Raw genomic sequence first — 15,002 nt, 5'->3', positions numbered from 1 at the left:
TTTCCATATTATGAAGGTTCATGGTATGATAAACTTTAGGATTCTGTACGTGATTGGAGGCCGGTGAGTTGTCACAACAAAAGGGAAAGAAAAGTCGAATTAATGTAGAAATCTATGGTCAACAATATTCAGTTGTTGGCGATGAAAGTACAAGTCATATCCGCATGGTAGCAGCGATTGTGGATGATAAAATGCGCGAACTCAATGCCAAGAATCCTTCGCTTGACACGAGTAGACTAGCGGTATTGACGGCGGTAAACGTCATACACGATTACATAAAATTAAAAGAAGAACATGAGAAATTGAAAGAAAGTATGACAAAAAAAGGAATGGAATAACATGATTGATATTATTATCATTTTACTGCTTGTTATGGGATTTTTCCTCGGCTTACGCAGAGGGTTTATTCTGCAACTTGTAAAGTTAACAAGCTTTATTATCGCATACCTTGTTGCATACTGGTACTGTAAAGATTTAGCGCCAGCACTTGCGAAATTTATTCCGTATCCATTTGATAAAAACGTATCTGTTCCAGAATGGATTGATGCAAATAATATTGAGACAGTATTTTATCAAGCGCTTGCGTTTATCATATTGTTTATTATCACTAAAATTGCACTTTCATTACTTGGTAATTTGTTAAATATGTTTGCAGAAATACCGGTTTTAAAGCAAGTAAATGCGTTTGCGGGGGCAATCCTCGGATTTTTAGAAGTATATATTATTTTGTTTGTCTTAATTATCATTGGAAACATACTTCCGATTGAACAAGTACAAACACCATTACAAAAATCATCAATTAGCAAAATAATTGTAGACGATACACCGATTCTATCTGAAAAGGTGAAGGAACTATGGCAGACAGGTAGCAGAGTATAACTTCTCTTTTTTCGGAAAGAGAAGTTTTTTTCTATGAAAGAAAGGCGGGGCAATGATGAAAGTAAATAAAAAACAAGTTATCAAATTATTAGAGACAATCGGGCTTTTTATGGAACTAAAGGGTGCGAATCCATTTAAAATATCTGCATTTCGTAAAGCGGCAGCAGCATTAGAAAGTGACGATCGTAGTCTTTCTGAAATTGAAGATTTCACAAAGATTCCAGGCATCGGAAAAGGAACAGCAGCCGTTATTCAAGAATATATAGAATCGGGAACATCTGAAGTATTACAAGAACTTGAGAAAGAAGTACCAAGTAGCTTATTGCCGTTATTAAAACTACCAGGTCTTGGTGGTAAGAAGGTAGCTAAGTTATATAAAGAACTTGGTGTTGTTGATATGGAATCGCTAAAAGCTGTTTGTGAGGAAAATAAAGTACAGGCTTTAGCAGGTTTCGGTAAGAAGACAGAAGAGAAAATATTAGAAGCAATCGATCAAGTAGGCTCTCGTCCAGAGCGTTTACCAATTGCGATGGTATTGCCTATTGCCGGGGAAATAGAGGAGAAATTGTCGAATATTGCTGAAGTAATTCGTTTCTCTCGTGCTGGTAGCTTACGCCGCGCGAGAGAAACAGTGAAAGATTTAGATTTTATCATTGCAACGACAGAACCAGCAGCGGTACGTGAGCATTTACTACAATTCGATAATATGATTGAAGTAATCGCAAGTGGAGATACAAAAGTTTCTGTCCGTCTTCAATATGAATATGATATTTCAATTGATTTTCGTTTAGTAAAACCAGAAGAGTTTATTACAACTCTTCACCATTTCACAGGATCAAAAGACCATAACGTAAAAATGCGTCAAATCGCAAAAGATAAAGGCGAGAAAATTAGTGAGTACGGTGTAGAAAACTTGGAAACAGGTGAAGTGAAAACATTTGAGAATGAAGAAGACTTCTTCGCTCATTTCGGTCTGCCATTTATTCCGCCAGAAGTGCGTGAAGATGGAAAAGAAATTGAATTAATTAAAGAGTATCCGAACTTAATTCAGTTTTCCGATATACAAGGTGATTTACATATGCATACAACTTGGAGTGACGGTGCTTTTTCTATTGAAGAAATGGTACAAGCGTGCCGTGCTCGTGGATATAAGTTTATGGCGATTACTGATCACTCGCAATATTTGAAAGTAGCGAATGGTTTAACGAAAGAGCGTCTTCGTGAGCAAGCGAAAGAAATTGAACGTATGAATGAAAAGTATCCAGACATTACAATTTTACGCGGAATTGAAATGGACATTTTACCAGATGCCTCGCTTGATTTTGATGATGAAGTATTAGAAGAATTAGACTATGTCATTGGAGCGATCCACTCTAGCTTCTCACAAGACCGTGAAACGATTATGAAGCGTCTGCGTACTGCACTTGAGAATAAACATGTCACAATGATTGCTCATCCGACAGGACGTCTTCTCGGGCGCCGTGAGGGTTATGATGTAGATACAGATTTATTAATTGAACTCGCAAAAGAGACAAATACAGTTTTAGAATTAAATGCGAATCCGAACCGTCTAGATTTAAGCGCGAAATTATTAAAACAAGCACAAGATGCTGGTGTAAAAGTAGCGATTAATACGGATGCTCATACACTTGAAATGTTAGAAGATATGGAAACAGGTGTAGCTGCAGCACGTAAAGGTTGGATTCAAAAAGATAACGTGATTAACACGTGGGATATTGAACGTTTATTAGACTATATTAAACGTAATAAGTAACACAAGGGGGACCTGCAACATGTTAGAAAGAACGTTGCGTGTATTAGAATACAATAAAGTAAAAGAACAATTACTTGAACATACAGCCTCTTCACTTGGCCGTGATAAAGTGAAGCATTTAGTGCCGAGCACTGATTTTGAAGAAATTGTAGAAATGCAAGATACAACGGATGAAGCAGCGAAAGTCATTCGGTTAAAAGGTAGTGCACCATTAGGTGGCATTACGGATATTCGTTCAAATGTGAAGCGTGCAAAGATTGGAAGCATGTTAAGCCCGAATGAACTACTTGATATTGCGAATACGATGTATGGTAGTCGCAATATGAAACGTTTCATTGAAGATATGGTTGATAACGGTGTCGAGCTTCCGATTTTAGAAACTCATGTCGCTCAAATTGTATCTTTATATGATTTAGAAAAGAAAATTACAAATTGCATCGGTGATGGCGGTGAAGTAGTCGATAGCGCGAGTGATAAACTGCGTGGTATTCGTACTCAAATTCGTACTGCGGAAAGTCGTATTCGTGAAAAGTTAGAAAATATGACGCGTTCTTCAAACGCGCAAAAGATGCTGTCTGACTCGATTGTAACGATTCGTAACGAACGTTACGTAATCCCAGTAAAACAAGAATACCGCGGCGTATATGGTGGTATTGTTCACGATCAATCTGCTTCTGGACAAACGTTATTTATTGAACCGCAAGTCATTGTAGAATTAAATAATGCACTACAAGAAGCACGAGTGAAAGAAAAACAAGAAATTGAACGTATATTATTAATGTTAACAGAAGAAGTGGCAGTAGAAGCCGATATCGTTTTATCAAACGTAGAAGTAGTTGCAAATCTTGATTTCATCTTTGCGAAAGCTTTTTATGCGAAGCGAATTAAAGCAACGAAACCAATCGTAAATAACGAGCGTTATATGGATTTAAGACAAGCTCGTCATCCGCTAATCGATCCAGAAATTATTGTGCCAAATAACATTATGCTAGGTAAAGATTTCACGACAATTGTTATTACAGGACCGAATACAGGTGGTAAAACAGTTACGCTGAAAACAGTTGGTATTTGTGTATTAATGGCGCAATCTGGTCTTCACATTCCAGTAATGGATGAGTCAGAGATTTGTGTATTTAAAAACATCTTTGCTGATATTGGTGATGAGCAGTCGATTGAACAAAGCTTAAGTACGTTCTCCTCACATATGGTGAACATTGTAGATATTTTAGAAAAAGCTGATTTTGAAAGCTTAGTTTTATTTGATGAATTAGGTGCTGGAACAGACCCGCAAGAAGGTGCTGCACTAGCAATTTCGATTTTAGATGAAGTATGTAACCGCGGTGCTCGTGTTGTTGCTACGACGCATTACCCAGAATTAAAAGCATACGGATACAACCGTGAGCAAGTTATTAATGCGAGTGTTGAGTTTGATGTAAATACATTAAGTCCAACTTATAAATTATTAATCGGTGTACCAGGTCGCAGTAACGCCTTTGAAATTTCAAAGCGCCTTGGATTATCTGATCGCGTTATTGATCAAGCACGTAACCACATTAGTACAGATACAAATAAAATTGAAAATATGATTGCGAAGTTAGAAGAAAGCCAGAAGAACGCAGAGCGTGACTGGAACGAAGCAGAGGCACTTCGCAAACAATCTGAGAAACTTCATCGTGAGTTGCAACGTCAAATTATTGAGTTTAACGATGAGCGTGATGAAAAATTATTAAAAGCGCAAAAAGAAGGGGAAGAAAAAGTCGAAGCTGCGAAGAAAGAAGCAGAAGGTATTATTCAAGAACTTCGTCAATTGCGTAAAGCACAGCTTGTAAATGTGAAAGATCATGAGCTTATTGAAGCGAAGAGCCGTCTAGAAGGCACAGCGCCAGAGCTTGTGAAGAAACAAAAAGTAAACGTGAAAAATACTGCGCCGAAACAACAGTTACGGGCAGGTGATGAAGTAAAAGTATTAACGTTCGGTCAAAAGGGTCAATTACTTGAAAAAGTAAGTGATACAGAGTGGAGCGTACAAATCGGTATTCTGAAGATGAAAGTAAAAGAATCTAACATGGAATACATTAACACACCGAAGCAAACAGAGAAAAAAGCAGTCGCAAGTGTAAAGGGTAGAGATTACCACGTTTCATTGGAACTTGATCTTCGCGGTGAACGTTATGAAGATGCAATGATGCGCGTTGAAAAATATTTAGACGATGCCCAGCTTGCAAGTTATCCTCGTGTATCAATCATTCACGGTAAAGGAACAGGAGCGCTTCGCCAAGGTGTACAAGATTACTTGAAGAAGCACCGCGGCGTGAAGAATTACCGTTACGGTGACATGGGCGAGGGAGGCCTAGGCGTAACAGTTGTCGAATTAAAATAGAAAACAACGAAACAAAGGGGAAACCATTATATGTTTATGGACAAACTTGCAAAAGTATTGTTAGCTTGTTGTGGAATATTTTTGGTGATTGGGGTTATTTATTTAGTTGTTTTTGCGAATTGAAAAAGCGTCAATCGTGGCATAATGATATTGCCATAGATTGACGCTTTTAATATATGTGAAAAGGAATAAAACATGAAAATCAACCAATACATAAGCGAAGCAAAATCCTGCTCAAGACGTGAAACAGATCGCCTCATTAAAGCTGGACGCGTGGCTATTAACGGCGAAATATGTACGCACGGTGCACTCGTGAGCGATGGTGATGTAGTAACGATTGATGGGCAGGTTATTGCAAAAGAAGAGAAAGAGAAGGTGTATATAGCCTTTCATAAGCCGGTCGGAATTACTTGTACAGCAGCCGATCATATTGAAGATAATATTATTGATTATATCAATTATCCAGAGCGAATCTTTCCAGTTGGGCGATTAGATAAAGCATCAGAAGGACTTATCTTATTAACGAATGACGGTACGATTGCGAATCAAATTTTACATGGTAATCATGAGCACGAGAAAGAATATGTTGTCACAGTCGATAAACCTTTTACGGACTGGTTTATTAATGAGATGTCCAGCGGTGTAAAGATTAAAGATGGTATGACGAAGCCGTGTAAAGTGACGAGAGTCGATCAATCAACATTTCGTATCATTTTAACGCAAGGGATGAACAGGCAAATTCGTAGAATGAGCCGTGCTTTCGGGTTTACTGTAATAAAGCTAAAGCGAGTACGCATTATGAATATAGAGCTAAATGAGCTTGAAGTAGGAAAGTGGAGGAGCGTTACATCGGAGGAATTAGACATTCTAATAGATCAGTTATAGGGAGGAAAAGTTTTCTCCCAATATTTTTTGTCAGAAAAAATAAAACTATTGATTTTTTAAAAAATAGCCCATATAATAAAAAACAACAAGTTTCGACAAGATATTTTATAAAAGTAATGATGAGGACATGAGTTGTATTTTACGATTCTCAGAGAGGGGAGCCTTAGGCTGTGAGCTTCCTAATACGAAAAGACAAGCTTACCACCTCTAAACTTCAAGAGTGAACTGCATGCATGATGCATTGTAATTCTTGGCGGATAAAACCGTTATCAATTTACACGAGCTATAAAATGAGCTTATTTCGTTATAAATTCATTTTATTAGAATAAGGGTGGAACCACGATTTCAACACTCGTCCCTTTGTTAGGGACGGGTGTTTTTTGCGTTCTTTTACGGGGAAGTGTGCTTGAAAGAGGATATGTGACGGATTCTTTTTCAGAATATTTTGTAAATTAATTATTTTAGGAGGTTAGTAGAAATGAAATCATCTTTAAAGTTTTCAGAGATGTTTGCAATAAGTTTAATGTTATTTGCACTGTTTTTTGGTGCAGGTAATATGATTTTTCCACCAGCGTTAGGGCAAGGTGCTGGAACGGACGTATGGATCGCGCTGTTTGGTTTTATTGTAACAGGCGTTGGACTACCTTTATTAGGCGTAATTGTTATAGCTTTAAAGGGAGATATTAATGAGCTAGCAGGACGTGTACATCCTATATTCGCACTTGTTTTTATCACTGCCATTTATTTATGTTTAGGCGTATTCGTAAGTGTGCCGCGTACAGGAACAGTAGCTTATGAGATGAGTGTTGCACCGTTTTTACCAAGTGAGATAGCAGGTCAGTCATATCCACTTGTTATCTTTACACTTATTTTCTTTGCAGTAACTTTCTATTTAGCTTTAAATCCTTCGAAATTAGTGGGGCGTATTGGTAAAGTGCTAACTCCAATATTATTAGCTGTTATTGCAATTATCGTAGGTAAAGCACTTATTACACCAATTGGAGAATTTGGTGCACCGACAGAAGTGTATAGTGCTCCTCTCTTCAAAGGATTTATTGATGGATATTTAACTTTAGATGGACTTGCAGCACTTGTATTCGGAAATGTTGTAATTCATGCGTTAAAAGAAAAAGGCATTACAAATAAAAATAGTATTGCAAAAGTAACAATCTTTGCAGGATTTATTGCAGCGCTTGGTCTACTACTTGTGTATTTAGCGCTTGCTTATCTTGGAGCTTCTAGTGTGTCACTTGGAATGGGCGCAAACGGAGGAATTATTTTAACAAATGTGGTGAATCATTTATTTGGCAGTTACGGAACTTTATTACTAGGGATCGCAATTACAGCAGCATGTTTAACAACTTCTGTAGGTATTGTTGCAGCTTGTGGTGATTACTTCTCTTCCTTATTACCAAAGCTTTCTTATCAAAAAGTCGTTTTCATTTTCTGTGTATTAGCATTTATGGTAGCAAATCTTGGGTTAACTCAGTTAAATGCATTAGCATTACCAATCTTAATCGCTATTTATCCAATTGGAATCGTACTTATCGTATTATCACTTGTTGAAAACTACGTTCGTCTTCCATTAGCGATGTATGTGGGGGGGATTGTAGGAGCATTTGCAATCAGTTTCTTTGATGGATTACACAATGCAAACCTTCAAATTGCAGCGCTAGCACCTATTTTAGATAAGATTCCATTATATAGTGTAGGAATTGGTTGGTTAGTTCCAGGCATAATCGGTATAGGATTTGGTTATATAGTTTCTAAGTTTCAAAAGCAGGAAATTGCTGTAGAAAAATAGAGAAAAGAGGCTTTCTATAATAGAAAGTCTCTTTTTTTGTAGAAAAAGCCATATATAGAGAAATTCAGATATTAAAAATTTTATACGTAATATAGTTGACAAAAAAATTATGAGTAGGCTAAGATTGACTTAGTTGTGGAAATATTGGAAGGGAAGTGAGGGATAAGGGGTTTCTATAACTATAGTGTTGTTATGGGAAGAGGTGAAAGAAGAGGCGAAGAGATAGTTTATTTTTTTTGATTTATATTGAGAATGATAATCAATAAAAAAGTTTTATAATTTTTTCTCAGTTTCTATGCCTTTGTATAAGGAATAGGGTGAGATATTATTTTTAATATTCAATGAGAATGATAATCAATAATACTTATGTTACATAAAAGAATGCTAATTAAATAATAGGTAAAAGAGATTATTTTTTTCTTATAAATTGAGAATAATTATCATTTTCAAAAAGTGAAATGAAAGATAACCAAGGAGGAAACAAGAAAAATGAAAAAGGTTTCTGTATTACCCGCTTTTATTATAACGTTCGTATGTATGCTAGCTTTTCTTGTAATGCCATACGGAAATGCTTCAGCAAAACTAGCTGATGGTACTTACGATATTAATTACGTAATTCAAAAAGCGGAAAATGATTCAGCTTCAATGGCAAATGACTATTTTGAAAAGCCAGCAAAATTAGTAGTGAAAAACGGTGAGATGAGAGTACAAGTTCCGATGAATCATAGTGCTTGGATTACAGAATTTAAAGCACCAGAGAACGGGGATTTTGTTGATGCGAAAGTTGTTAGTAAAGATGAATCGGCAGATAAAAGAACAGTAGAGTTTAAAGTAGATGATTTATCCAAACCGGCAGCTGTAAAAATTCATGTTGTTGTACCAAATGCAAACTATGACCACCACTACACAATTCGTTTTGCTTTTGATGCAAATGTAAAAGCTGTAGGTGGCGATAACGGCATAGCTGCTACTACAAAAAATAATGATCAAGCGAAAACAGATACACAAGTAAAAGAAGAGAAAACAAAAGTAGAGAGTAAGGAAACAGCTAAAGAAGTGAACAAAGAAACAAAAAATGAAAATGGAAAAGCTGAAAAAACAGATAATCCAAAAACAGGCGATGAAGCACGTATTGGATTGTTTGCAGTGTTAATTCTTATTTCAGGTGCTTTCTTAATTCGTAAAGTGAAGTTGAGTAAATAAATCTTTTGAAGGGTGATGAATATATGTTTAAACAATTTAAAATGATTATTGCCGTATTTGCTGTTTTATTTACGTTTATCGCAACACTAGGTTTACAAGATGCAAAGGCTGCTACAAAACTAGCTGATGGAAAATATAATATTGCTTTTACTGTATGGAAAGGCGATAAAGATGAATCGTCTAGAATGAATAGTTATTTTGAAAGCCCAGCAACATTAACAGTTAAAAATGGAAAACAATATGTTTCATTTAAAGTGAAAGATAGTGCTTCTATTAAAAGTTTCCAAGTAGAAAAAGGTGGTCAATTTGTAGAAACAACCGTGTTAAGTGAAAACAAAAAAGATAATACTAGAGTTGTAGAATTTGAAGTTGCTGACTTGTCAAAAAAACTAAATGGCAAGGTGAAAATTAATATTCCAATTATTAATTATAATGCTTCGTATGATATTCGCTTTGTATTTGATGGGAATAGTATTAAATAATTTTCAAAAGGGAGAGTCGTTCCATTGAACAGGTATACAAAAATTATTGTTGCTATGTTTTTAATGATATTTACATTCGTATCAACATTACAACCACTTGCAGTTCAAGCAGCTACCAAGTTGGCTGACGGTGAATATTCAATTGGCTTCAAAGTTTTAAAAGATACATCAGATGAAGAATCAATGATGAATCAATATTCAGTAAGCCCGGGAACTTTAAAAGTGAAGGATGGGAAAAAGAAAGTATCCTTTACATTAACAAATAGTTCATGGATTACGAAGTTTGAAACAGAAAAAGCAGGTAAGCTAGTTGCGACAAATGTAATTAGTGAAGATAAAGAAAAAGATACAAGAGTAGTAGAATTTGATGTAGAAGATGTAGAGAAGGTATTAAATGCAAAAGTAAAAGTAGATATTGATTTTTTAAATTATCATCATGAGTACGACGTTCGTATTGCATTTGATCAAAATAGCATTACACCAATTCATGTAGAAAAACCAAATGAAAAAGAGGACCCAGCTAATAAGCCAGATCCAAATGAAACTACCGATCCAGGTCAGAAGCCCGACCAAAAGCCTGACCCAGATCAACAACCAAATTCTAACACAATTACAGATGGTGCGTACAGCATTCCATTTAAAGTGTTAAAAGATCAAACAGATGAAGAATCTAAGATGAATACTTACATGGTAAATCCAGGAGTATTAAAAGTAGAAAACGGTAAGAAAAAAGCAATTGTAACACTAAAAAGTAGCTCATTAATTAAAAATTTCCAAACGGAAAAAGATGGCGTATTTGTTGATGCAAAAGTAGTGAGTGAGGATAAGGAAAAAGATACAAGAGTAGTAGAGTTTGAAGTAAACGATTTATCTAAAAAACTAAATACAAAAGTATTTATCGAAATGGCATCAAGAAATTATAAGCAAACGCATGATGTACAACTTTTATTTGAACAAGATAAACTTGAACAAATTAAAAATGAAGAGAAAAAACCAGAAGTAGAAAAACCGGAAGCAGAAAAACCAGAAGTAGAAAAACCAGAAGTAGAAAAACCAGATGAAAATAAAAAACCAGATGCTGAAACAATTAAAGATGGTGAATACAGCATCAATTTTAAAGCGTTAAAAGATCAAACAGACGAAATTTCAATGATGAACACATATACAAAAAGTCCAGGTGTGCTAAAAGTAAAAGATGGTAAGAAGTATGTATCATTTACGTTAACGAACAGTTCTTGGATTACAAAATTTGAATTTGAGAAAAATGGTTCGTTTGTTGATGCAAATGTAATAAGTGAAGATAAAAAAGCTGATACACGCGTAGTGGAAGTAGAAGTGCCAGATTTATCGAAAAAGTTAAATGCAAAAGTAAAAGTAGATATCGATTCAATGAATTATCACCATTTTTACGATATTCAATTTGCATTTGATAAAGGTAGCATTAAGCCGTTAGATAACCAAGGTGGAAACGACAATCAAGGCGGAAACAACAACCAAGGTGGAAACGACAATCAAGGCGGAAACAACAACCAAGGTGGAAATAACAACCAAGGCGGAAACAACAACCAAGGTGGAAACGACAATCAAGGCGGAAATAACAACCAAGGCGGAAACAACAACCAAGGTGGAAACGACAATCAAGGTGGAAACAATAACCAAGATAATAACACAACAATTGATCCAAAAGCTCTTAAAGATGGTGAATACAGCATTGGCTTTAAAGTGTTAAAAGATCAAACAGATGAAATCTCAATGATGAACACATACACAAAAAGCCCAGGTGTATTAAAAGTAAAAGATGGTAAGAAATACGTATCGTTTACATTAACAAATAGTACATGGATTACGAAATTTGAATTTGAGAAGAATGGTTCTTTCGTTAATGCAAAAGTGTTAAGTGAAAATAAAGAACAAAATACAAGAGTAGTAGAAGTAGAAGTAAACGATTTGTCTAAAAAATTAAATGCAAAAGTAAAAGTAGATATTGATTCAATGAATTATCACCATTTCTACGATGTTCAATTTGTATTTGATCAAGACAGTATTAAAGCTTTAGGGAACCAAGGTGGAAACGACAACCAAGGCGGAAACGACAACCAAGGCGGAAACGACAACCAAGGCGGAAACGACAACCAAGGTGGAAACGACAACCAAGGTGGAAACAACAACCAAGGTGGAAACAACAACCAAGGTGGAAATAATAACCCGAGAGTAATAGTTGATCCGAAAAATTTAGTAGATGGCCAATATGATATTACATTTAAAGTATTAAAAGATAAAACAGATGAAATTTCAAAGATGCATGACTATGTTGTAAATCCAGCGAAATTAATCGTAAAAGATGGTAAAAAATACATTGAGATGACGCTGAAAAATAGTGCGTGGATTACGAAATTCCAAACGGAAAACAAGGAACTATTCGCTGATGCGAAAGTAGTAAGCGAAGATAAAAATGCAAATACGCGAGTAGTACAGTTTGAAGTAGAAGATCTATTTAAAAAATTAAACGCAAAAGTAAAGGTAGACATCGATGAGATGAACTATCATCATTTCTACGATGTACAAATTCAATTTGATACAAATAATATCGGCGCGTTAGGAACTATTAAAGAGGAACCGAAGAATGAACCGGAAAATCCAGTGACTACACCGAAAGTAGATAATGTAAAAACAGTAGGTACTCCTGATTTTAACCGAAATGCAGATGGTCAGAAGAAAAAAGAAGATACAAAAAATGATTCAAAAAAAGAGAAAAACTCAAAAACTGCAGATACAGCACAACTTGGTTTATATATGGTGTTACTGCTAGGTTCACTTGCTTTACTAGTTCGTAAATATAGAGCAGGTAGATTGTAATTTTTGGAGTCTTGATGCATGTTCGCGTGCATCAAGACTTGTTTCATATTGTATGGAAGGGAGTGGTGATTGAGAGTGAAGAAAATCGTAAGTGTACTAATGGCTATCATTTTGTTAATGAGTATAGCCGGGTGCTCGTCACCAAAAAAAGAAACAGCAAAGCAGGTAAAGAGAGAGAGTAAAGAGCGCGTTGTTGCAACAACAGTGGCTGTTACTGAAATTATGGATGCGTTAGAAGTAGATTTAGTCGGTGTTCCAACAAGTTCTAAAACTTTACCGAAGCGATATAAAGGTTTACCTGAAGTTGGGAATCCAATGAGTCCAGATATGGAAAAGGTAAAGTCATTAAAGCCTTCAGAAGTGTTATCTGTGACAACACTTGAATACGAATTAAAGCCAGTTTTTGATGGTGTGGGTATGAAAGCAAACTTTTTAGATTTAACGAGTTTAAAAAATATGCAAAGTTCTATTAGCGATTTAGGTAAGAAATATGGACGTGAAAAACAGGCTGAAGCAGTAGTAACTAAGTTAGATAAAAAGGTTGCTAGCATTCAAAAGGAAGTAAAAGGAAAGAAAGAACCGACAGTGCTTATTTTATTAGGTGTGCCGGGAAGTTATTTAGTAGCAACAGAGCATTCTTATATTGGAGATTTAGTAAAACAATTAGGTGGTAAAAATATTGTGCAAGGTGAACAAGTAGAATATTTAGCTTCTAATACAGAGTATTTAAAGAAAGCTGATCCAGATATTATTTTACGAGCAGCTCATGGTATGCCTGATGAGGTTGTAAAAATGTTTGATAAAGAATTTAAAACAAATGATATTTGGAAACACTTTGCTGCGGTTAAAAATAACCGTGTTTATGATTTAGAAGAGCGTTTATTTGGAACGACAGGCAATTTAGCAGCAATTGAAGCTTTAGATGAATTGAAAAAAATGATGTATCCGTGATGCATTTTAATATAAAGGAAGAGTAGAATGAATAAAAAAACTTGGAGTTTCCTCATTGTTACTGCATTGCTCATTGTTATGACATCATTGTCAGCGATGAAAGGGAGTTTAGAAGTAGGTATTGTTGAACTTGTACAAGGGATATTTATAGGTGGAAATGAAGATGTTGAAGTCATTAAAGATTTACGTTTCCCTCGTATTATTATTGCGCTGTTCACTGGAGCGGCTCTTGCTGTTTCAGGGGTGCTTTTTCAAGCTGTTATGAAGAATCCACTCGCTGATGCTGGGGTAATCGGTATATCTTCAGGAGCAAGTTTTATGACACTCGTTATTATTACTTTGTTCCCGCAATTCTTTTTCTGGACCCCCGTATTCGCCTTTTTAGGTGGTGCGCTTGCGTGTTATCTCGTTTATTCGTTTTCATGGAAGTCAGGGTTAAGCCCACTTCGCATTATTTTAATTGGTATTGCCATTAATGCGATGTTTACTGGATTAAATGAATCATTCGTTACGATTTGTGGGTATTTTATTAAAAGTATTAAGCAAACGACGACTTCTAACATAACAATGAAGACGTGGGGCGATGTAGAAATAATGGTGACTTATGGAACGATTGGTCTTATTCTTGCTCTGTTCGTAGGAGCTTGGTGTAACTTATTATCGCTACAAGATAAGACTGCGAAAAACTTAGGCTTGCACGTGACGAGAGTTCGTCTTATTATTTCTGCCATTGCAGTACTCTTAGCGGCAGTATCAACAGCGATTGCAGGTGTTATTGCTTTTGTAGGATTGCTAGTTCCGCATATTTCAAGACAATTGGTCGGTTCAGACCATAAAGTATTAATTCCATTTTCTGCTCTTGCAGGGGCGTTATTAATTTTGACGGCGGATACGATTGGAAGGTTAATTGTGCCACCTAATGAAATTCCAGCAGCAACAATTATGGCGGTTATTGGTGGTCCATTCTTAATATTCTTGCTTAGAAAGAGTGATAAAGTTCATGGAAATTAAAAATGTAACCTTTTCATATGATAACGTAACAAATCGTTTAAAGTCTGTTAGTAGTGAAATAGAAATTGGGAAAATTACAACAATCATTGGCCCGAATGGATGCGGGAAATCAACATTACTTAGTGTCATGTCTAGAAATCACGTTCCTAGCAGTGGAGAAGTAATACTTGATGGGAAAGCGATTAGTGAATATAAACCGAAAGAGTTTGCTAGAAAGCTAGCAGTTGTCCACCAACAAAATGAGGCTCCAGCAGATATTACAGTGGAAAAGCTAATAAGCTTTGGGCGTATGCCATATAAAAATATTTTCTCTCCGCAAACAGATGAAGATAGAGAAGCGATAGAGCGTGCACTAGTATGTACGAATTTACAAAGTAAGCGTGATAAGCCAATCTATGCTTTATCCGGTGGAGAGAGGCAGCGAGTTTGGATCGCAATGACATTAGCTCAAAATACACCAATGCTTTTCTTAGATGAACCGACAACCTATTTAGATATTTACTATCAGCTAGAAATATTAGAATTAGTGAAAGAGTTAAATGAAGTGTATGGATTAACGATTGTAATGGTATTACATGATATTAATCAAGCCATTCGTTATAGCGACCATATTATCGTTATGAAAGATGGAGAGATCATTACGAAAGGTAATCCTAATGATGTAATAACAGAAGAGATGGTTAAAGCAATATATGGTGTAGATGTCATTGTAAAACAGGATGAAGATACTGGATTGTATATGGTACCTATGGGAATCTAAAGGCTGAGTATAATCCG

At 35.7% G+C, this 15,002-nt stretch carries 12 protein-coding genes and 1 other annotated feature; all 12 genes read left to right on the top strand.

What is annotated here, in order from left to right:
• Positions 1-68 precede the first annotated feature (68 nt).
• The 12 genes from zapA to NZ044_RS22330 all read left to right on the top strand — a co-directional run bounded on the left by zapA (position 69) and on the right by NZ044_RS22330 (position 14,985).
• Positions 69-338, top strand: coding sequence for a cell division protein ZapA (gene zapA, locus NZ044_RS22385; RefSeq protein ID WP_000082701.1), 270 nt, complete (start codon positions 69-71; stop codon positions 336-338).
• A gap of 1 nt (position 339) precedes the next feature.
• Positions 340-879, top strand: coding sequence for a CvpA family protein (locus tag NZ044_RS22380; RefSeq protein ID WP_000565409.1), 540 nt, complete (start codon positions 340-342; stop codon positions 877-879).
• A gap of 55 nt (positions 880-934) precedes the next feature.
• Positions 935-2,653, top strand: coding sequence for a DNA polymerase/3'-5' exonuclease PolX (polX, locus tag NZ044_RS22375; protein WP_000867523.1), 1,719 nt, complete (start codon positions 935-937; stop codon positions 2,651-2,653).
• A 19-nt stretch (positions 2,654-2,672) separates the two neighbouring features.
• Positions 2,673-5,033 (top strand): endonuclease MutS2, encoded by a 2,361-nt coding sequence (locus NZ044_RS22370; RefSeq protein ID WP_000893725.1) that lies wholly within the window; start codon positions 2,673-2,675, stop codon positions 5,031-5,033.
• Positions 5,034-5,228: 195 nt separating this feature from the next.
• Complete coding sequence (locus NZ044_RS22365; protein ID WP_017763639.1) at positions 5,229-5,918, top strand: 23S rRNA pseudouridine(2604) synthase RluF; 690 nt, start codon at positions 5,229-5,231, stop codon at positions 5,916-5,918.
• 107 nt (positions 5,919-6,025) lie between these two features.
• Positions 6,026-6,281, top strand: a binding site (T-box leader).
• Between the two features lie 115 nt (positions 6,282-6,396).
• The gene (gene brnQ6 / locus NZ044_RS22360; RefSeq protein ID WP_000842652.1) at positions 6,397-7,722 is read left to right on the top strand and encodes a branched-chain amino acid transport system II carrier protein BrnQ6; all 1,326 of its coding nucleotides are present in this window, start codon (positions 6,397-6,399) and stop codon (positions 7,720-7,722) included.
• Between the two features lie 489 nt (positions 7,723-8,211).
• Positions 8,212-8,925 (top strand): heme uptake protein IsdC, encoded by a 714-nt coding sequence (gene isdC, locus NZ044_RS22355; RefSeq protein WP_000757957.1) that lies wholly within the window; start codon positions 8,212-8,214, stop codon positions 8,923-8,925.
• A 23-nt stretch (positions 8,926-8,948) separates the two neighbouring features.
• Positions 8,949-9,407: an NEAT domain-containing protein gene (locus NZ044_RS22350; RefSeq protein ID WP_000476166.1), complete on the top strand. Its 459-nt coding sequence runs from the start codon at positions 8,949-8,951 to the stop codon at positions 9,405-9,407.
• Between the two features lie 24 nt (positions 9,408-9,431).
• Entirely contained in the window at positions 9,432-12,263 is a 2,832-nt protein-coding gene (locus NZ044_RS22345; RefSeq protein ID WP_340949993.1) for an NEAT domain-containing protein, read from the top strand.
• A 69-nt stretch (positions 12,264-12,332) separates the two neighbouring features.
• On the top strand, positions 12,333-13,214 hold the full coding sequence (isdE, locus tag NZ044_RS22340) for a heme ABC transporter substrate-binding protein IsdE (protein ID WP_016077231.1): 882 nt from the start codon (positions 12,333-12,335) through the stop codon (positions 13,212-13,214).
• Between the two features lie 27 nt (positions 13,215-13,241).
• The gene (locus tag NZ044_RS22335) at positions 13,242-14,225 is read left to right on the top strand and encodes a FecCD family ABC transporter permease (RefSeq protein WP_001036829.1); all 984 of its coding nucleotides are present in this window, start codon (positions 13,242-13,244) and stop codon (positions 14,223-14,225) included.
• Entirely contained in the window at positions 14,215-14,985 is a 771-nt protein-coding gene (locus tag NZ044_RS22330) for an ABC transporter ATP-binding protein (protein WP_000403765.1), read from the top strand. The genes NZ044_RS22335 and NZ044_RS22330 overlap by 11 nt, the downstream gene beginning before the upstream one ends.
• Positions 14,986-15,002: the final 17 nt, after the last annotated feature.

Source organism: Bacillus sp. FSL K6-1338 (assembly GCF_038006965.1).
GTDB lineage: Bacteria > Bacillota > Bacilli > Bacillales > Bacillaceae_G > Bacillus_A > Bacillus_A thuringiensis_S.
This window is presented reverse-complemented; position numbering and strand designations above follow the sequence as displayed.